Below are 16,978 nucleotides of genomic sequence, written 5' to 3'. Positions count from 1 at the left end.
GCATCGCATTTCTTTGACGGGTGGGATATGGAAAATCAAAACGTGGAGGCGACCGACGCGGCTGCCGTCGAGCCGACGCCGATCGTGATCGCGCCGAGTGCGCCGGTCGCTGCAGCACCGAGCGAGCTGCGCAAGTACGTGATCGCGGATGCGCAGGGCCGTATCTTTGTCGCGGGTACGGTGCCGAACGACAGCACGGCACTCGCCCCGGTGCTGCTCGGCGGGCGGACCGTGTTCGGAGCCGGCTCGGCCGATAGCGATTATGTGACGGCGGCGGATGAGATCGCCGCGCGGCCGAGCAACCCGGCGGTGCTGGATGGCCTGGTGCTCGGCAGCCTGCCGGTCCCGTGCGAGATCGTGGTCGACGGCGAGGCATACCAGTGCGCCGACGCCGACTGCGAGCTGGAATTCGAAAACCCGGGAACGTACGTGGTGACGGTGCGCGCGTTCCCCTGTCTCGACAAGACTTTCAACGTGGAGGTGAAAGCAAATGAAGCTGCTGCACAAAGCTAGTCCGGTGCCGGCCGCGCCGGCGGTGCTGACGATCGATCAGAAATTGTCGGCCGTCGCGAGCGCGCTCGCAGCGTTGCGCGCGGCCGGCGCCGTGTTTCCTGCGGATGTCGTCGCTTGGCTCGACAGCGAGCAGGTGGCCGCGGCGCCGGCGGCGCAATAACGAGATCGGCGCACAAAGCCGAATGCAGTGCGGATGCCGCCCACCAGGGCGGCGTTTTCGTTTACGGGGGATAGATGAGGGTGACTCCGGTGGAGGCTGCCAGCTACGCGGGCAGCGCAGTGTCGATGGGCGCGGGTATGACTTTCGACCATCTGGGCGTGGTCGTGGGGATCGTGACCGCGATCCTGACGGCGGCGATCAATGCAATCTACGTGTACCGCAAGGACAAGCGCGAGGAGCGCGAATCGAACGCGCGGCTGCACGAAATCGAGGAAAAGCACTATGGCGGGTAAGAAAACGCTGGTGGGTGTGGTGGGGGCTGCTGCGGCAGCCCTTTTGATTTCTATCGTTCCGGGCTTTGAGGGAACGCGTCTGGTTGGCTACGTCGATCCGGTGGGTATCCCGACGAAGTGCATGGGGGATACGCACGACGTTGTCGTCGGCAAGCGCTACAGCGATGCCGAATGCAGCGCGTCGCTCGATACGCAGCTGATCGCACATTCCGAGCCGGTTCTGCGCTGCACGCCCGGCCTCGCCGGCCATCCGTTTCAGCTCGCGGCCGCCGTGAGCTTCGCCTACAACGTCGGCGCCAGCGCGTACTGCGGCAGTGCCGTCGCGCAGCGATTCAACGCGGGTAACTGGCCGGCCGCGTGCCGTGCCATGAACGAGACCGACGACGGAAAGCCGCGCTGGGTATTCGCGAATTGCCGGAAAGTGCGCGATCCGAAAACGGGCGAATTGAAAACCGTGTGCGACACGCTGCCGGGCCTCGTGAAGCGCAGGGCGGCGGAGCGCTCGCTCTGCGAAAGGGGGCTGTGATGGGTAAGGCGTGGATCGGATATCTCATCGTCGCCGCGCTCGCCGGCGTGGCCGGCGCGTTCGGTGCGCATGTCGTCGATGGGCGCGAGCTGGCGGTCGAGCGCGCCGGCCGCGCCGACGACGCCCGGCTGCACGCCGAGCAGCTGCAGGTGATGTCGCGCGCGGCGCTCGACGCCGAGCAGCGCGCGATCGCCGCGCACGACAAGGCGGCGGCCGACATCGCGGCCGCCGACAAGCAACGAACCAAAGAAAGGATCAAGCATGAAAACGAGAGTCGCGATTATCGCGCTGCTTTGCGCTCGGGTACTGAGCGGCTGCGCATCGCCGTCGCAAGCTGTACCGCCGTCGGTGGCGGTGGTGTCGACGTGCCCAGCGCTGCCGGCGCCGCCGGCGTGGGCGATGGTTCGACCGCCTACGCAGACGTCGACGCAGCGACTGCGGAGCGCATTTTCGCCGTCGCAGGAGACGACGAAAACGAAATCGACAAACTGAGGATGTTGCAGGACTACGTCTGCAAGGTTCGGCCGGGAACGGCGGGCTGCAGCGAGCAGTAAAGAACAGGGCGGCCGATCAGCGCGCGGGAACGCGCTGGCCGGTCGCCTTTCCACTGTCTTAGCCAGTGAATCAGCCAAGGCCCTGTTACCCACCGGTGGGCGGGCCGGATTTTACACCAAGTTATCGAACGGCTTTCACAATGGCAAAACCAATTATTCCGTGGATCGGCGGTAAGCGCCGCCTCGCGACGCATCTCCTGCCGCGCTTTCCGGCACACGAAACCTACGTCGAAGTTTTCGCGGGTGGAGCCGCGTTATTTTTCATGCGGCCGCCGGCGAAGGTCGAGGTGGTCAACGACGTGAACGGCGAACTGGTGAACCTGTACCGGGTGGTGCAGCATCACCTCGAGGAATTCGTTAGGCAGTTCAAATGGGCGCTGACCAGCCGGCAGGTTTTCGAGTGGCTCAAGTTGACGATCCCGGAAACCCTCACCGACATCCAGCGCGCCGCGCGCTTCTATTACCTGCAGAAAAATTGCTTCGGCGGCAAGGTCGAATCTCAGACGTTCGGGATTGCCGCGACATCGCCGCCGCGGCTGAATCTGCTGCGTATTGAGGAGGAGCTGTCGGCCGCGCACCTTCGTTTGGCCGGTGCGTACGTCGAGCGGCTCGACTGGTCCGATTGCGTCGACCGCTACGATCGTCCGGCGACGTTCTTCTATCTCGATCCGCCGTACCTCGAGACGGAAGGGTATGGCGTGTCGTTCCCGTTGTCCGAGTACGAGAAAATGGCGGCCAAGCTGCGCGGGATCAAGGGGCGCGCGATCGTGAGCTTGAACGACCATCCGGAGATCCGGTGCGTGTTCGATGGGTTCCACATCGAGGCGGTGCCGATTCAGTACACCGTTGGCGGCGGCGGAGGCGTCGACAGGCAAGAATTGATCATCTCCAACTGGGACGTGGCCGCGGAGCCAGTCGGGCTTTTTTAGCGGCGGTGCGCAGGCCGAGTAATCTCAATCTGGCCCGTTTTTGTTTTGAGGCACAGCTCGTGTGGTCTCCTGTGTCCATGACGACCTAGAGGCGGAGCAAATCTACTCCGCTTCTAACAAAAAAGGCACCCGAAGGTGCCTTTTGATGCCTCGAAATGTCGAGTGCTACTTACGCGGCCACCGCCAGCTCATGCGCATCTTCGAGCTGCACGGTCAAACCGTCCAGTCGAGCGCGCAACTTCTTCGCGGCGAGGTTGAGATCACGCAACATCTCGAGCATTTCACGCTCGGCGTCATTGCGTGCGCAGTCAAGAAAACTCACGTTTTGCATGGTCATGGCAGTCACCCGGATGGAGAGTACAGTACGACAATAAATTCTTAGAAGAATGCTTGTTCTTTCAGTTTTTCAACAGCTTGGTTGTAAAGCTCTTCGTCGTCCGCCACGATCGCGGCGGCGACATTCTCCAGCTTGGAGAGTTGTTCCTTGGTGTTCATCAGGAGACGAACGGTGTCATGGTCGAGATCAAGCGAGCCAAGCCGGCTCGCGATCGTATCGAGCATTCCTGACACCAATTTCATGTCCTCAAGAATCTGCGGAACATTTGGGTCTTCAATGATCCGAATGCCCGTTAAGCCGAAAAGTCGTGACTGATTGATTACGGTGTTGCTGGCCGCAAACACGTCAGCCCACGTATCGGCAACCAACTTGCCTGCTTGGATCGAAAACGGACTCGGAGCCATTGTTATTGTTCAACCCCTAGGTTGTGGCCCCAAAAAAAATGGTCTCAAGGGCCGCGTGGAAAGCCGAGTAGCTTAGCACGCACAACAACAAAATCCAACTAAATCAACGATCCACGTTACCAATATGTGTCATCTGGCAAAAATTTCAAGCCCACTTTGGTAACGAAAAAACACCACGTCAGGTTGACAGCGTCGCGCACCAACCGCAACCCTTGTCGTACAGCAAGTCTGTACACCGAACGTACCACAAGGAAATGATTTCAGCATTGTGTGCGATGAAGATCGCATGTAACAACTTCGCAATCGAGCGAAGTTACTTCGTGTTTGCAATCGAATTCTAGCTCGCAAGTTTCGAGGCTGTATGAATCGTTTGTGTCGAAAGGTACGCCAAATTTACGCCAAAATCTAGCAGTGGCTTTGCTGGGTATAGGATTTTTGACATTTATTGGTCCCATGATGGGAAGGTCAAGCGTTTTATCGACGAATCGGCAAACCGACAAAGCGACGAACCGGGGCCGACGCCCCTCAGCCGCCCAGTTCGCCGAGGAGCGAGATATGCAGCGGCTCCGCCAGCAGCGGTTTCACGGTTGCCGCGAACGCCTGGAAATGCGCCGTGCGCTCGTGCTGGGCGATCGCGTCGCGATCGCGCCAGCGTTCGATGAAGACGATCCGGTCGGCGCGATCGGTGTCGCGGTAGGGGATGTAGGTGAGGCAGCCGGCTTCCTCGCGGCTCGGGCCGGCGACGCGTTGGGCGGCTTCGGCGAGCGCATCGCCGGTGCCCGGGGCACCCTGCAGAACGGCGACCAATTGAATTTCGGATGACATCGTGTGAACTCCTGACAAGGGATGGAAATGCCGACAAGCCCGATTCAGCCGAACAAGGCCTCGAGCCGCAAGCTGTGCGAACGGCCGATCCAGACGGCCGAATCGCGATGGTCGCGCAGCGCGTCGCCGGTGTTCGGGTGGACGAACACGTCGAGCGCGCCGTGGTTCAGCGCCAGCCAGCCGAGCACGGGCGTCAGCTCGGCGCCTTCGAACGCCAGTTGATACGACCACATCGGATGCGGGCCGACCGGGCGCTCGTGAAAGCGGCCGATCTGCACGCGCTGGCCGAGCTGTTCGCCGATCGTCTCGCGCAAGGCCCAGGCGGCGTCGCGGCTCGCGGCGTCGAAGTAGATATGCGCGTGCCAGCTCGTGATGCCGGCGGGATCGAGAAGAGTCATGAGCGGATTGGGAGAAGGAAGCGAACGCTCATTGTGCGCGTTTTCGCCGATGGCTTCCTTCCGGCGCCCAGCGGCCGCGCCCGTCGCGCGCCGCTTCGAGCATGCGTGTGCTTATTTCATCAATCGGTATCGTTTTCATCGGATTGTCGTGTTTTTAGGATGCAATGCGCTTCGACCCCGGATAAGGTGTGCATTCACACTGTTTTTGTTGCAATGCGCGCGGTACGATGCACGCCGTTCGACGCGTCGAATGCAGCCCGCCACACGCTACGAGGAAGACCCGCGCGTATCGGCTGCCGGTCAACATGTGCAGCCGGAACAGGCTGCGCCGTGCGCCCAAACCAATGACAATCTCTCGCCAAATTTTTGCCGCCCGGCTCAGCGCCGGCGCGGCTGCCGTTCTCGTGTTGCTCGCCGGCTGCGCTTCGCAGCAGCAGCAACAGCCCGACGTCGTCGCCAGCAAGACGGGCTGGATGCGCAGCGAAGTCGCCGATTCCTATGTGTATGCCTACCCGCTCGTGATGATGGATGTCGCGCGGGAGGCCGCCACGTCCGGCGGTGGCGCGACGCCCTACAACACGCTGCGCTACGATGCCGCGCTGCCCGCGCCCGGCGCGATCAATCCGCCGCTGCCGGGCGTCGATACGCTCGATGCGAGCGGCTGGCTCGACGTGAGCGCCGAGCCGGCGATCGTGTCGCTGCCCGACGCGCGCGGCCGTTATCTCGACGTGCGCGTGCTCGACATGTGGACCAACGTGGCGTGGTCGTCGGGCGCGGATACGGCCGGGCGCGGGCAAACGATTGCCTTCGTCGGCCCCGATTTCCACGGCACGCTGCCGGCCAACGTGCGGCGCGTGGACCTGCCATCGCAGTACGCATGGATCGGCGTGCAGGTGCGCACCGGTGGTGGCCGCGATCTGGCCGAAGCGCGGCGGCGCCAGCACGCGGTGCGCGTGACGCCGCTGTCGGCCTATTCGGCGCGGCCGTCGCGCGCCGAGGCGAAGGCGGCGAAGGATGCCGCCAAGCTTGCCGACACGCCGGCCGATGCCGCCACGGCGGCTACCGCGGCCGACCGCGTCGCCGCGCTCGACGCGAAGGCGTTCTTCTCGCGCTTCGCGGCCGCGTTGCACGACAATCCGCCGCCGCAAGCGGACCCGCACGTCGCGCAGGTGCTCGACGAGATCGGCTTGCAGCCCGGCACGCCGGTGGACTGGAGCGGCGAGAAGCTGGCGGCGGCCACGCGCGGCGTGGAGGATGCGCGCACGCGGTTGACCGCGCCACCGGCGAACGTGCTGTCGGCCGACGGCTGGCACTGGCTCGGCGGCGACGCCGGCCATTACGGCCAGGATTACGCGTTGCGCGCCTACGCGGCGGCCACCGGCTTCGGCACGGGCACGCGCGACGACGAAACGGTGGCGGTGGTAGCCGCCGACAACGACGGCAACACGCTGAACGGCGCGAACCGCTACGTGCTGCATTTCGCGTCGCGCGACCTGCCGCCGGTGCGCGCGTTCTGGTCGCTGACGCCGTACACGGCCGAGGGCGCGTTGCCCGATGTGGGCAAGGCGCGCCGCTCGATCGGCGGTTACGACCGGCTGCAGCGCAACCGCGACGGCTCGGTCGACATCGTCGTGTCGGCCGCTTCGCCGGGCCGCGCGCATGCGGCGAACTGGCTGCCCGCGCCGCGCGCCGATTTCCGGCTCGCGTTGCGGTTGTATGCGCCGAAGCCGGAGGCGACCGATGGGACGTGGCAGCCGCCGGCGGTGATCAAGCGTTGAGGGGTGCGTGATCGGCGGGGCTCATATTCGGATCGTCCGCACCGGCTATGATCCTGCGCACAAGAAATCAATCCGATTCAAGGCCGCGGGGGATCACGTCAGATGTCGTTTGCGTCAAGCGCTGGTCGGCACGAGCCGTCACGCGGGGGCCGATTAACGTTGTGGCCGGCCGCATTCTGGCTCGGATGGCTGGCCTTGTGCTGCCTGCTGTGGATGGGCAGCCGCGACAGTGTCATCACACACTTGATGGCGTTGCTCGGCTTCTCGATCCTCGCGATCGTGGCCTGTGTCGAGACTATACGGGCCGTGCTGAGACGGCGTTGGCGGGTTCTTCTGTCAGTGCTGCTCGGGCCGTTGCTCAGTGCCGGCGGGCTCGTGCTGGTGGCGAATCGCACGGTCGATCTGGATCGCCTTCATTTTCTCGTCGTTGAATATCCGCATGAGCACACGCTGCGCGGCATGCCGGGCGACGCCATGAAGTTCGGGAGCTGGGACTGGGGCATCGTCGCGCCGTTGGCGGGGCCGGGTACGGCTTACCGTCTCGTGTTCGATGCCACCGGGCGTTTTCTGCTGCAACAACAGGCGAAGGAAGGTACGAGCCTGTATGCACGTCCGATGGGTGACGGCTTTTATCTGGTCGCCGAAGCCGAGGACAACGGCGATGTCTGCATGCAGATCGGCGATCTCTCCACGGCCTTGCGGCGCGAGGGGTTTGGACGCAAGAGTATCAACGACGAGCAACGGCGCACCTGCGAGTTGCAGGTTGCCGCGTCGATCAGGCAGGCCGTCGCCGAAGGCTTCTTGCACGCCAGCCCGAGCCCCGCATCTTGACCCGCGCCCTCTTCATCTGCAGCCGCAACCGGCTGCGCAGCCCCACCGCCGAAACCGTGTTCGCCGGATGGCCCGGCATCGAAACCGATTCGGCCGGCCTGGCGCCCGATGCCGACACACCCGTGTCGCCCGAGCATCTCGCGTGGGCCGAGATCGTGTTCGTGATGGAGCGTTCGCACAAGGCAAAGTTGTCGAAGGCGTTCGCCGCGCACTTGCGCGGCAAGCGTGTGGTCTGCCTCGATATTCCGGACAACTATGCGTACATGCAGCCCGAGCTGATCGCGCTGCTGGAGCGCAAGGCCGGGCCCTTGCTGCGGCCGTGATCTCGATGGCCGCGCATTAATTGCCCGCGCCCGCCGCCATGCTCGCGATCATCCACGCCTTCAGCGCCGCCGCGCTCGGCGGCAGCGCTTCCGTGCGCGGATGCACGAGGTAATAGCCGTTCGGCAACGGCAGCGCGGCGTCGAACGGCTCGACCAGCGTGCCCGCCGCCAACTCCGCTTCCACCAGCACCGGGCTCGTCAGCACCACGCCTTGCGCGCGCACGGCCGCCTCGATCGCCATCAGCGATTGATCGAACTGGATGCCGGCGATGGCGTCGATTCCAGCGTCGTCGAGCGGGCCGAAGCGCGCCAGCCACGCGTGCCAGTGCGGATGCAGCGTGTTGTGCAGCAACGTGGCGGCAACGAGGTCGCCGGGGCGCTTGAGCTTCAGGCGCTTCGCATAGGCGGGGCTGCAATAGGCGTGCGCCGCATCGGCGCAGAGCCGCTCGACCGCCAGATTGGCGTCGATGCCATCGAAGTGACGCACGGCCAGATCGACACCATCGAGTTCGAAATCGACGATCGCGACCGACGTCGACAGGCTCAACGCGATGCCCGGATGCGCCTGCAACAGGTCGGCCATGCGCGGCGCGAACCACTTGGCGGCGAAGCTCGGCGGCATGGAAATCCGCAGGCTGTGGTTGCGGCGCTCGCGCACGCGCCGGCTTGCCTGGACGATTTCCGCGAGCGCGGGCTGGATGCGCGCGAAATAGGCGCGCCCCTCGGCGGTTGGCGTGACCTGGCGGATCTGCCGCACGAACAGCGCGATGCCGAGCCAGTCCTCCAGCTTCTGAATCTGCTGGCCGACCGCCCCCGGCGTCACGCTCAACTCCTGCGCGGCAAGAGTAAAACTGCCCAGGCGCATCGCGGCTTCCATGGCTACCAAGGCTTTCATCGGCGGAACGGGTTTCATGATGAAGTTTTTCTATGTCATGGCGGAATTTATATGGTTTGTACCGCATCGGCGCAATCCCGACAATCCGGAGCACGACAATCCTTCGAACCCGCCGCCATGAATCCCGCTTATCTCGCCTTCGTCGCGCTCGGCCTCATCTGGGGCACCAACTTCCTGTTCATGAAGTGGGCGAGCGTGGATATCTCCACCATGCAGATCGTGTTCCTCCGCACATTGTTCGGATTCCTGCCGATCCTGGTCGCGGCACTGATCCGGGGCGATCTGAAATGGCGACACCTGCGCCACGCGCATCATTTCCTCGTGATGTCGCTGCTGGCCACGGTGATCTACTACTATGCGTTCGCGAAGGGTGCGGCGCTGTTGCCTTCGAGCGTGGCCGGCATGTTGAGCGGGGCGATTCCGGTGTTCGCGTTCATCGCCGCGTGGGCGTTGCTGCGGCAGGAACGCCCCACGGCGCGGATGTTGATCGGCATCGCCTGCGGTTTCGCAGGGGTCCTGATGATTGCGCAGCCGTGGCGGGCGCACGGTGCGGGCGTGAACCTGGCCGGCGTGGCGTATATGGTGGCCGGCTCGTTCAGCGTGGGTTGTTCGTTCGTTTATGCGCGCCGGTATTTGTCGGGCCTCGACCTGTCGCCGCTGGCGCTGTCGACCTGGCAGATCGGCTTCGCGCTGGCGGTACTGAGCGGCGTGACCGATTTCCACGGCATCTCGGCCGTCACTCACGACACGCGCGCCGCGCTCGGGCTGGTGCTGGGCCTTGGGCTGACCGGCACGGGCGTGGCCTACATCCTGTACTACTTCATCGTCGGGCGGCTCGGTGCAGTGGCCGCGTCGGGCGTGACCTACATCCCGCCAGTCGTGGCGCTGGTGCTGGGCGTGTCGATCGGGCATGAGACGGCGCAGGTGCTCGATCTGGCGGCGATGGTGGGGATCTTCGCGGGGGTCTATCTGCTTCAGCGCGGCAAGCCGCGCGCGGCGGCGCAAAACGGCGCTGCGGGGCATCGCGCACAAGTGCGATAGAACGACGAGGCACGTGCCGATCGCGGTCGCTTTCGGCTTGCAAAGCTCAACCGGCCAAACGCGCTTCCTCATACGCCCGCCTGAGCCGGCCCGCTCCTTCCTGAATCTCCTCCATCCCTGGGGCTGCGAACGAGAAGCGCAGCGCATGCGGATCGACCTGATCCGCATAGAACGCCTTGCCCGGCACGAAAAGCACCTTGTTCTCGATCGCGCGGGCCAGCAGCGTATCGGCGGCCACGTCGGCCATGCGTGCCCACACGAACATGCCGCCCTGCGGCTCGTGGAACGCCACGGCCTCGCCGAGCTGCGCACGCAACGCGCCGCACAGCGCCTCGCTCTTGCGCCGATACGCGGCCGTGATGCGCGGCAGGTGGCGATCGAGCGCGCCGTCGGCTAGATATTCGGCGGCGGTGGCCTGCGGCCACGGCGCGCTGCACAGGTCCACCGTCTGCTTGGCCACCACGCAGCGGCGCGTGATCTCGGCCGGCGCGACGCTCCAGCCCACCCGCAAGCCCGGCGCGACGATCTTCGAAAGGCTCGCGAAATGCACGATCCAGTCGCGCGAGCCGGGCACCTCGGCACTGAGCGCAAGCATCGACGGCAACGCCTCGCCCGAAAAACGCAGGTCGCCGTAGGGGTCGTCCTCGACGATCACGAAGCGGTGTTGCGCGGCAAGCTTCAGGAGTGCGATGCGACGCGCGCGCGACAGCGTGGCGCCGGTCGGGTTGGCGAAGGTCGGCACCGTATAGAGCAGGCGCGGCGCCGCTACCGCGCCCGAATCGAGCAGGGCGGCCAGCGCAGCCACGTCGAGGCCGTCACCGTCCACCGGCACGGTCACGATTTTCGCCTGCTGCAAGCGCAGCGCCTGCAGCGTGGCCGGATAGGCCGGCTGCTCGGTGAGCACCACGTCGCCGGGGCTGACCAGCACGCGCAGCAGCAGGTCGAGGCCCTGTTGGGAGCCGGTGGTGACGAGCAATTCCTCGGGCGCGCAGGGCGCGCCGCGCTGTGCCATCAGCTTGAGCAACTGCTGCTTCAGCTCGGGCAGGCCGTCGGTCGGGCCGTATTGCAGGCAGCGCACCGGCGTGCGAAACGCGCGCGCCGACGCCTCTCCGAGCCCCTCCACGTCGAACAGGTCGCTGGCCGGGTAGCCGCCCGCGAAGGAAATCATGCCGGGCACGCTCAGGTATTTGAACAGCTCCCGGATCGGCGAGCCCGTAGGGTGTTGGAACGGCGCGGTGAATGCGTACATGTCGGTCGATCAGGAAGGCGGGTGGGGAAGGCTAGACGACGTTGCGCTCCACGATCGGGCGGTTTTCGAGCACGCGCGCCCAACTGAGCGACGACAGGTCGAGCGAGCCGTAGCGGCCCGACAGGATCAGCTCGCTGACGCCGCGCCCGGTGGCCGGCCCTTGCTGAAGGCCGTGCCCGCTGTAGCCGTTGGCGAACACGCAGTTGTCGATGTCGGGGTGGTAACCGATGATCGCGTTGTGGTCGAACACGTTGTATTCGTAGTAGCCGGACCAGCAGTTCTCCACGCGTAGCGCTTCGAATTCCGGCACGCGATGCGCGAGCGTCGGCCAGATCACGTCGTCGAACAGCGCGTGATCGACTTCGTCGAGCGGCAGGTCGTCCGGATCGTTGTCGGGCGACGGCGAGGTGCCGGTGATGTAGGTGTTGCCCTCGGGGCGGAAGTACACGCCGGTCGGGTCGATCAGCAGCGGGCTGTGCGCCAGGCGCGCCGGCGACGACACGTTGAAGATGCTGCGGCGGCGCGCATGCACGGGAATCTCGATGCCCATCAGGGTGGCGATCTTGCGGGCCCAGGCGCCGGCCGCGTTGACCAGCGTGTCGCACGCGTAGCGTTCGCCCTTGGCGTCCACCACGTGCGTGACCTTGCGGCCGTCGAGCACGAGGCCCGTCACGTCGGTGGCCACGTAGCGAGCGCCGAGCGCCTGCGCCTTCTTGCGCAGCGCTTGCACCAGCCCGTAGCCGTCGAACCAGCCTTCGCCGCTGCGGCCGTACGCGCCGGCGGCGAGATCGTCGACGTTGAGCCAGGGGAATTTGGCCTTCAGCGCGTCGGCGTGCATCAGGTCGATGTCCGCGCCGAGGCTTTGCTGGAGCGCGTGGTTCTCGCGCAGGATGGCTTCGCCGGCCGGCGTGGCGAGGAACAGGTAGCCGCCTTCGTGCAGTTCGATCTGCGGGCGGTGGCCGTCCACTTCGAGCAAGCCGCCGATCTCGCGCAGGAACGCGATGCCGTACAGCGACATCTGGATCGACAGCGGCGTGGAGAACTGCTGCCGGATCGACGCGGCCGACAGCGCCGACGACGAGCGCGCGTAGCTCGGGTCGCGTTCGATCACGGTGACGGACACCGTCGGGTCCGACGCACGCAGGAAATACGCGATGGAACTGCCGATCACGCCGCCGCCAACGATAACGACTTGAGAACTCACGTCTGGCTCCACATTGGAGAATTCAGGATGACTGATGATTGCATCCGGATCGATCGATGAAAATGCTGAATGGCGATGGAGCGGATGGGGTTGGAGGGGGCGTGCGGCGTCCCCCTCCCGCCGGGCTGCCGACCCGGCGCGGTTGTTTAGTCGAGGTTGAAGTCGATGCCTTGCGCGAGCGGCAGCGCCGATGAATAGTTGACCGTGTTGGTCGCGCGGCGCATGTAGCCCTTCCACGCGTCCGAACCCGATTCGCGGCCGCCGCCGGTTTCCTTCTCGCCGCCGAACGCACCGCCGATTTCCGCGCCGCTCGGGCCGATGTTGACGTTGGCGATGCCGCAGTCGCTGCCCGAATCGGACAGGAAGCGCTCGCTTTCGCGCAGGTCGGTGGTGAACACGCACGACGACAGGCCGTGGTGCGCGGCGTTGTTCGCGTCGATTGCATCGTTGAACGTGCTGTACTTCAGCACGTAGAGGATCGGCGCGAAGGTTTCGGTCAGCACCACATCGGTTTGCGACGGCATTTCGACGATCGCCGGGCGCACGTAGAAGCCCTTCTCGTTGCCGGCCACCGTGTGACGCTCGCCGCCGAACACCTTGCCGCCCTGGCCCTTGGCCTTTTCGAGCGCAGCCTGCATGCGATCGAACGAGGCTTCGTCGATCAGCGGCCCCATCAGCACGCCCTGTTCGAGCGGATTGCCGATCACGACCTTGCCGTAGAACGTCTTGAGACGCTCGACCGCCGTGTCGTACACGCTTTCGTGCACGAACAGGCGGCGCAGCGAGGTGCAGCGCTGGCCGGCGGTGCCGACCGCCGAGAACACGATGCCGCGCAGCGCGAGTTCGAGATCGGCCGTGCCGGTGACGATGCCGGCGTTGTTGCCGCCCAGTTCGAGGATCGAGCGGCCGAAGCGGCGCGCCACTTCCACGCCCACCGCGCGGCCCATTTCGGTGCTGCCGGTGGCGCTGACGATGCTCGAACGCGGGTCGGACACCAGCTTCGCGCCGACGTCGCGGCCGCCGTTGATGACGGCGGTGAGGCCGGCCGGCGCGTCGCCGAATTCCTTGAGCGCGTCCTGCAGGATGCGGTCGACGGCCAGCGCGGTCAGCGGCGCCTTTTCCGACGGCTTCCAGAGCACTGCGTTGCCGCACACCAGCGCGAGCGCGGCGTTCCACGACCACACGGCGGCCGGGAAGTTGAACGCCGAGATGACCGTGCAGACACCGATCGGGTGCCAGGTTTCCGCCATGCGGTGGCCCGGGCGCTCCGAGGAGATGGTCAGGCCGTAGAGCTGGCGCGACAGGCCCACCGCGAAATCGCAGATATCGATCATTTCCTGCACTTCGCCCAGGCCTTCCTGCAGGATCTTGCCGGTTTCGAGCGTGATGATGCTGCCGAGCGCCTGTTTCTGCTCGCGCAGCTTGTTGCCGAGGATGCGCACCAGTTCGCCGCGGCGCGGGGCCGGCACCTCACGCCAGGCCTTGAACGCTTCGTGCGCCTTGGCGAGCGCGGCGTCCACGTCGGCCACCGATTGGCTCGCGACGCGGCCGACGAGTTCGCCGTTGATCGGCGAATGCACGGCGATGTCGCCCGCTTCCGCGAGATGGGCAATGTCCAGCTTGGAAAGAATGGTCGAAGGCGTCACGGTATCAATCCTTGTGTTTCCGATAGGAGAAATGAGTAAGCTTGGAAACTATACACGCGCGTTCCGGGCGCGACAACGCGCCATAAAACGCGGCTTCGCGCACCCGATTGCTTCGCATCGGTAACAAAAAATGCAGGTGCCGTGCATCAGTTCGCCGCTCGGGTGGTCACGGGCGTCCAGGCGCCGTTCTTGACCTGATAGAGCGTCGAGCTGGGGTTCTTGAGGTCGCCGCTGGCGGTGAAGCCGATGGTGCCGGTGATGCCGTTGAAATCGGTCGATTTCAGCGCGGCGTTCAGGTCGGCCGGCTTGGCCGAGTTCGCCTTCTCGATCGACGCGATCGCGATGTAGGTGGCGTCGTAGGCGAACGGCGCGTAGGCCAGCATGTCCATGCCGAATTTCTGCCTGAACTTTGCTTCGAACGCCTTGCCTTTCGGGCGCGTGGCGAGCGGCTGGCCGTATTCCCACACGGCCGCGCCTTCGGCGGCGTCGCCGGCGATCTTCAGGAAGTTCGCGTCCATCACGCCGCCGCCGGCCAGGAACTGCGCCTTCATGCCGAGCTGGCGCATGCGCTTGACGAGCATCGCGGCCTGCGTGTCGAGCCCGCCGAAGAACACCAGGTCGGCGTTCGCGCCCTTCATCTTGGTCAGTTGCGCGCTGAAATCCACGGCCTTGTCGTTGGTGAAATCGCGCGCGACGATCGTGCCGCCCGCGGCCTTCACGGCCTTCTCGAACTCGTCGGCTTCGCCCTGACCGAACGCGGTGCGGTCGTCGATGATCGCGATGCGTTTGGCCTGGGTGACCGTGGCCGCGTAGTGGCCGGCGTTTCCGGCGTTCTGCGTGTCGGTGGCGATCACGCGATACACCGAGTTCAGGCCGCTCTGCGTGATGGCGGGATTGGTGGCGGCCGGCGTGATCATCGGAATGCCGGCCTTGGCGTAGACGCGCGAGGCCGGCAGCGTCGTGCCGGAATTGAAGTGGCCGATGACCACCGCCACGTTGTCGTCCACCAGTTGCTGCGCGGCCTGCACGCCGATGCGCGGGTCGCCCTGGTCGTCCTGCGGGGCCACCACGTATTTCACGGGCTTGCCGGCGACCTGCGGGTGGCGGGCGTTGGCCTCGTCCACCGCGAGCCGCACGCCGTTCTCGATGTCCTTGCCGTACGCCGCCGCACCGCCGGTGAGCGGCGCCGCCACGCCGATCTTGATGACGGCTTCCTGCGCCTGGGCCGCGGCCGTGACGAACAGACCGGACAGGGCAATGGCGAGCGCGCGGCGACGAGTGCAAAAACAGAAGGGCATGGAAGCGTTCCTGATGCTGAGAGTCGATGATCGGGAGCGCCGCTCCCGGGCTTTCCGCTGCGCCAGCCCGTTCCCCGGCGAAGAAGTTTGGGGGGATTCTCCAAAACCAAAACCGTGCGATCAAACGATATCTATTCGATACATGATGCGGTTTGATCATCAACCCTGGTATATCGGGCCTGAGCGGGGCACGTTCGCCGCGATTTTGCGGGTTCGGGACATACCCGCATGCGGGGCCTGCCGTGCGAGCAGCCTCGGCGTTCGAATCAATGTTTTCGCGCACCGATCTCCGGTACGATTCCGCTGCTTCGCCGGTTCGTTCTTCGCTGCGCCGCGCGCACTCAATCCGCCGCCCGACCCCATGAAATTGAGCTTTTCGCTAGCGAGACCGCTGCGCCTGCATCACCTGCGCTGCCCGTTCCCGATCGACTGGGCGCAGCACGCCGGGGTGCACGCAGTGGAGGCCGAAGCGGTACTCGCGAAGCGCGCGCACGGGCCGGGCTGGCGCATTCCGGCCGAGACGCTGTTCACGGTTTCGTTGACGCCGGGCGAGGACGGTTGTGCGTCTGGCACATTAACTCTGGAATCCTGCCCGGCCGGCGCGCTGCTCGGTGGCCCCGATTGGGGCGTAATGCGCGAGGCGTTCGCGGCAGCGGACAGCGCATCCCGCAACGGGTCCTGCATTCCGTTCGGCAGGACGCTCGCGCAGCAGATGTTTCTGTGGCCCGGCCACGCGTGGGCCTTGAGCGAGGTATCGCGCGAGCTTGGCGTGGCAAGCCGCGTCGTGCGCATGCGCCTGTTTCGCGAGGCTTACAGCTTCGCCTCGACGTTGCGGCGCTGCCGAATGCTGCGCCTGCTGCTGCAAACGCTGGCGCACGATATCTCGGTGGTCCTGGCGACGGACCCGCGCATGCCGTCGAGCCGGCGTCGGCTCGACGCGATGTTCGATGCGCAGTACCAGGCCAGCCTGTCGGCGATCGCGACGAGCCGCGCGTTCACGGGCCGCTGTTTCGGATGGGAAACGGGGCGGGCTCGGTCAGGCAAGACGGCGCCGGCGCAATGGTAGTATTGGAAACAGCCCCGAATTCCACCTATCTTCGTTTCCCCGCATGGACACCCCTGCCCTGAAGCCCGTAGAGAGCGCGTCCTCCGCACTGGGCAAGCGCGTCAAGGCCGCCCGCCAGCATCTCGACTACACGCTCGAAGCCGCCAGCCGCGTGTGCGGCGTGTCGCGCTCCACGTTGTCGAAGATCGAGAACGGCGCGATGTCGCCCACCTTCGACGTGTTGCAGAAGATCGTCCACGGCTTGCAAATCGATCTCGGCGAACTGTTCGGCTCGACGCCGAAGCCGCGCGCGAGCGGCCGTCGCGCGGTCACGCGCAAGGGCGAGGGCCAGCCGCATTCGGCCGGTTGCTACGAGATGGAGTTGCTGGCCACCGAACTGGCGCAGAAGTCGATGTATCCGTTCCGGATCCGCATCACGGCGCACTCGCTCGACGCGTTCGCCGAGTGGGGACGGCATGAAGGCGAGGAATTCCTGTTCGTGTTGAGCGGGCAGGTTTGTCTGTATTCCGAACTGTATTCGCCGACCGTGCTCGAAGCGGGCGACAGCATCTATTTCGACAGCCGCACCGGCCACGCCGCCGTGTCCACCAGCAAGCAGGACGCCGAAGTGCTGTGGCTCATCAACGAAGGCGGCGACACCGCGCCGTACAGCGCGGAAGTCAAATCGCCGGCCTCGCGCGGCAAGCCGCGCGCCTGAGCGGCGCCGGC

The 16,978-nt window shown here is 65.4% G+C and carries 21 protein-coding genes; 12 read left to right on the top strand and 9 right to left on the bottom strand.

The genetic code is table 11. From position 1 onward, the window contains the following. Positions 1-42 precede the first annotated feature (42 nt). From AB4850_RS14205 to AB4850_RS14180, 6 genes are all read left to right on the top strand, one after another. Positions 43-513 carry a hypothetical protein gene (locus tag AB4850_RS14205; RefSeq protein WP_414440445.1) on the top strand — a complete coding sequence of 157 codons (471 nt, stop codon included), beginning with the start codon at positions 43-45 and terminating at the stop codon, positions 511-513. Continuing rightward, positions 491-673 carry a hypothetical protein gene (locus tag AB4850_RS14200; RefSeq protein WP_414440444.1) on the top strand — a complete coding sequence of 61 codons (183 nt, stop codon included), beginning with the start codon at positions 491-493 and terminating at the stop codon, positions 671-673. Before AB4850_RS14205 ends, AB4850_RS14200 begins: the two co-directional genes overlap by 23 nt. A 74-nt stretch (positions 674-747) precedes the next feature. Further along, entirely contained in the window at positions 748-966 is a 219-nt protein-coding gene (locus tag AB4850_RS14195; RefSeq protein ID WP_414440443.1) for a holin, read from the top strand. After that, positions 956-1,492: a lysozyme gene (locus AB4850_RS14190; RefSeq protein ID WP_414440442.1), complete on the top strand. Its 537-nt coding sequence runs from the start codon at positions 956-958 to the stop codon at positions 1,490-1,492. The genes AB4850_RS14195 and AB4850_RS14190 overlap by 11 nt, the downstream gene beginning before the upstream one ends. After that, a complete protein-coding gene (locus tag AB4850_RS14185; RefSeq protein ID WP_414440441.1) occupies positions 1,492-2,046 on the top strand; it encodes a lysis system i-spanin subunit Rz in 555 nt (184 codons plus the stop codon). Before AB4850_RS14190 ends, AB4850_RS14185 begins: the two co-directional genes overlap by 1 nt. 140 nt (positions 2,047-2,186) lie before the next feature. After that, the gene (locus AB4850_RS14180) at positions 2,187-2,975 is read left to right on the top strand and encodes a DNA adenine methylase (protein ID WP_414440440.1); all 789 of its coding nucleotides are present in this window, start codon (positions 2,187-2,189) and stop codon (positions 2,973-2,975) included. Between the two features lie 169 nt (positions 2,976-3,144). On the opposite strand, the gene AB4850_RS14175 is transcribed toward AB4850_RS14180, so the two are convergent. The 4 genes from AB4850_RS14175 to AB4850_RS14160 all read right to left on the bottom strand — a co-directional run bounded on the left by AB4850_RS14175 (position 3,145) and on the right by AB4850_RS14160 (position 4,939). Next, positions 3,145-3,312, bottom strand: coding sequence for a hypothetical protein (locus tag AB4850_RS14175; protein WP_414440439.1), 168 nt, complete (start codon positions 3,310-3,312; stop codon positions 3,145-3,147). 41 nt (positions 3,313-3,353) lie between these two features. Further along, on the bottom strand, positions 3,354-3,716 hold the full coding sequence (locus tag AB4850_RS14170; RefSeq protein WP_414440438.1) for a hypothetical protein: 363 nt from the start codon (positions 3,714-3,716) through the stop codon (positions 3,354-3,356). Positions 3,717-4,241: 525 nt separating this feature from the next. Continuing rightward, positions 4,242-4,541, bottom strand: a complete 300-nt coding sequence (locus AB4850_RS14165; protein WP_414440437.1) for a putative quinol monooxygenase — start codon at positions 4,539-4,541, stop codon at positions 4,242-4,244. 44 nt (positions 4,542-4,585) lie between these two features. After that, positions 4,586-4,939 carry a DOPA 4,5-dioxygenase family protein gene (locus AB4850_RS14160; protein ID WP_414440436.1) on the bottom strand — a complete coding sequence of 118 codons (354 nt, stop codon included), beginning with the start codon at positions 4,937-4,939 and terminating at the stop codon, positions 4,586-4,588. 344 nt (positions 4,940-5,283) lie between these two features. On the opposite strand from AB4850_RS14160, the gene AB4850_RS14155 reads away from it, so the two are divergent. From AB4850_RS14155 to AB4850_RS14145, 3 genes are all read left to right on the top strand, one after another. Beyond that, on the top strand, positions 5,284-6,717 hold the full coding sequence (locus tag AB4850_RS14155; protein ID WP_414440435.1) for a DUF1254 domain-containing protein: 1,434 nt from the start codon (positions 5,284-5,286) through the stop codon (positions 6,715-6,717). A 159-nt stretch (positions 6,718-6,876) separates the two neighbouring features. Further along, on the top strand, positions 6,877-7,548 hold the full coding sequence (locus AB4850_RS14150) for a hypothetical protein (protein ID WP_414440434.1): 672 nt from the start codon (positions 6,877-6,879) through the stop codon (positions 7,546-7,548). Next, positions 7,545-7,871 (top strand): low molecular weight protein tyrosine phosphatase family protein, encoded by a 327-nt coding sequence (locus tag AB4850_RS14145; RefSeq protein ID WP_414440433.1) that lies wholly within the window; start codon positions 7,545-7,547, stop codon positions 7,869-7,871. Before AB4850_RS14150 ends, AB4850_RS14145 begins: the two co-directional genes overlap by 4 nt. Positions 7,872-7,887: 16 nt before the next feature. Here AB4850_RS14145 and AB4850_RS14140 read toward each other — a convergent pair whose 3' ends face one another. After that, positions 7,888-8,784: a LysR substrate-binding domain-containing protein gene (locus AB4850_RS14140; protein ID WP_414440432.1), complete on the bottom strand. Its 897-nt coding sequence runs from the start codon at positions 8,782-8,784 to the stop codon at positions 7,888-7,890. 99 nt (positions 8,785-8,883) lie between these two features. Here AB4850_RS14140 and AB4850_RS14135 point away from each other — a divergent pair, with 99 nt between their 5' ends. Then, positions 8,884-9,807: a DMT family transporter gene (locus tag AB4850_RS14135; RefSeq protein ID WP_414440431.1), complete on the top strand. Its 924-nt coding sequence runs from the start codon at positions 8,884-8,886 to the stop codon at positions 9,805-9,807. A 46-nt stretch (positions 9,808-9,853) separates the two neighbouring features. Here the strand turns inward: AB4850_RS14135 and AB4850_RS14130 are convergent, their stop codons facing one another. The 4 genes from AB4850_RS14130 to AB4850_RS14115 form a co-directional block, all read right to left on the bottom strand. Next, the gene (locus tag AB4850_RS14130; RefSeq protein ID WP_414440430.1) at positions 9,854-11,056 is read right to left on the bottom strand and encodes a PLP-dependent aminotransferase family protein; all 1,203 of its coding nucleotides are present in this window, start codon (positions 11,054-11,056) and stop codon (positions 9,854-9,856) included. Positions 11,057-11,087: 31 nt separating this feature from the next. Then, a complete protein-coding gene (locus AB4850_RS14125; RefSeq protein WP_414440429.1) occupies positions 11,088-12,260 on the bottom strand; it encodes an NAD(P)/FAD-dependent oxidoreductase in 1,173 nt (390 codons plus the stop codon). Positions 12,261-12,406: 146 nt separating this feature from the next. Continuing rightward, positions 12,407-13,906 (bottom strand): aldehyde dehydrogenase family protein, encoded by a 1,500-nt coding sequence (locus AB4850_RS14120; protein WP_414440428.1) that lies wholly within the window; start codon positions 13,904-13,906, stop codon positions 12,407-12,409. Positions 13,907-14,052: 146 nt separating this feature from the next. Continuing rightward, positions 14,053-15,204 (bottom strand): branched-chain amino acid ABC transporter substrate-binding protein, encoded by a 1,152-nt coding sequence (locus AB4850_RS14115; RefSeq protein WP_414440427.1) that lies wholly within the window; start codon positions 15,202-15,204, stop codon positions 14,053-14,055. On the opposite strand from AB4850_RS14115, the gene AB4850_RS14110 reads away from it, so the two are divergent. Beyond that, on the top strand, positions 15,203-16,270 hold the full coding sequence (locus AB4850_RS14110) for a hypothetical protein (protein WP_414440426.1): 1,068 nt from the start codon (positions 15,203-15,205) through the stop codon (positions 16,268-16,270). The genes AB4850_RS14115 and AB4850_RS14110 overlap by 2 nt on opposite strands. A gap of 43 nt (positions 16,271-16,313) precedes the next feature. Then, entirely contained in the window at positions 16,314-16,967 is a 654-nt protein-coding gene (locus AB4850_RS14105) for a helix-turn-helix domain-containing protein (protein ID WP_414440425.1), read from the top strand. Positions 16,968-16,978: the final 11 nt, after the last annotated feature.

This window comes from Burkholderia sp. 22PA0106 (assembly GCF_047497155.1).
GTDB lineage: Bacteria > Pseudomonadota > Gammaproteobacteria > Burkholderiales > Burkholderiaceae > Burkholderia.
Note: the sequence above shows the minus strand (reverse complement) of the source record. Positions and strands in the feature narration are given on the sequence as shown.

Excerpts from the sequence above, each read along its gene's own strand:
- AB4850_RS14200 (WP_414440444.1), top strand. The coding sequence starts at position 491 with ATGAAGCTGCTGCACAAAGCTAGTCCGGTGCCGGCCGCGCCGGCGGTG.
- AB4850_RS14195 (WP_414440443.1), top strand. The coding sequence starts at position 748 with ATGAGGGTGACTCCGGTGGAGGCTGCCAGCTACGCGGGCAGCGCAGTG.
- AB4850_RS14190 (WP_414440442.1), top strand. The coding sequence starts at position 956 with ATGGCGGGTAAGAAAACGCTGGTGGGTGTGGTGGGGGCTGCTGCGGCA.
- AB4850_RS14185 (WP_414440441.1), top strand. The coding sequence starts at position 1,492 with ATGGGTAAGGCGTGGATCGGATATCTCATCGTCGCCGCGCTCGCCGGC.
- AB4850_RS14180 (WP_414440440.1), top strand. The coding sequence starts at position 2,187 with ATGGCAAAACCAATTATTCCGTGGATCGGCGGTAAGCGCCGCCTCGCG.
- AB4850_RS14175 (WP_414440439.1), bottom strand. The coding sequence starts at position 3,312 with ATGACCATGCAAAACGTGAGTTTTCTTGACTGCGCACGCAATGACGCC.
- AB4850_RS14170 (WP_414440438.1), bottom strand. The coding sequence starts at position 3,716 with ATGGCTCCGAGTCCGTTTTCGATCCAAGCAGGCAAGTTGGTTGCCGAT.
- AB4850_RS14165 (WP_414440437.1), bottom strand. The coding sequence starts at position 4,541 with ATGTCATCCGAAATTCAATTGGTCGCCGTTCTGCAGGGTGCCCCGGGC.
- AB4850_RS14160 (WP_414440436.1), bottom strand. The coding sequence starts at position 4,939 with ATGACTCTTCTCGATCCCGCCGGCATCACGAGCTGGCACGCGCATATC.
- AB4850_RS14155 (WP_414440435.1), top strand. The coding sequence starts at position 5,284 with ATGACAATCTCTCGCCAAATTTTTGCCGCCCGGCTCAGCGCCGGCGCG.
- AB4850_RS14140 (WP_414440432.1), bottom strand. The coding sequence starts at position 8,784 with ATGAAACCCGTTCCGCCGATGAAAGCCTTGGTAGCCATGGAAGCCGCG.
- AB4850_RS14135 (WP_414440431.1), top strand. The coding sequence starts at position 8,884 with ATGAATCCCGCTTATCTCGCCTTCGTCGCGCTCGGCCTCATCTGGGGC.
- AB4850_RS14130 (WP_414440430.1), bottom strand. The coding sequence starts at position 11,056 with ATGTACGCATTCACCGCGCCGTTCCAACACCCTACGGGCTCGCCGATC.
- AB4850_RS14110 (WP_414440426.1), top strand. The coding sequence starts at position 15,203 with ATGGAAGCGTTCCTGATGCTGAGAGTCGATGATCGGGAGCGCCGCTCC.
- AB4850_RS14115 (WP_414440427.1), bottom strand. The coding sequence starts at position 15,204 with ATGCCCTTCTGTTTTTGCACTCGTCGCCGCGCGCTCGCCATTGCCCTG.
- AB4850_RS14105 (WP_414440425.1), top strand. The coding sequence starts at position 16,314 with ATGGACACCCCTGCCCTGAAGCCCGTAGAGAGCGCGTCCTCCGCACTG.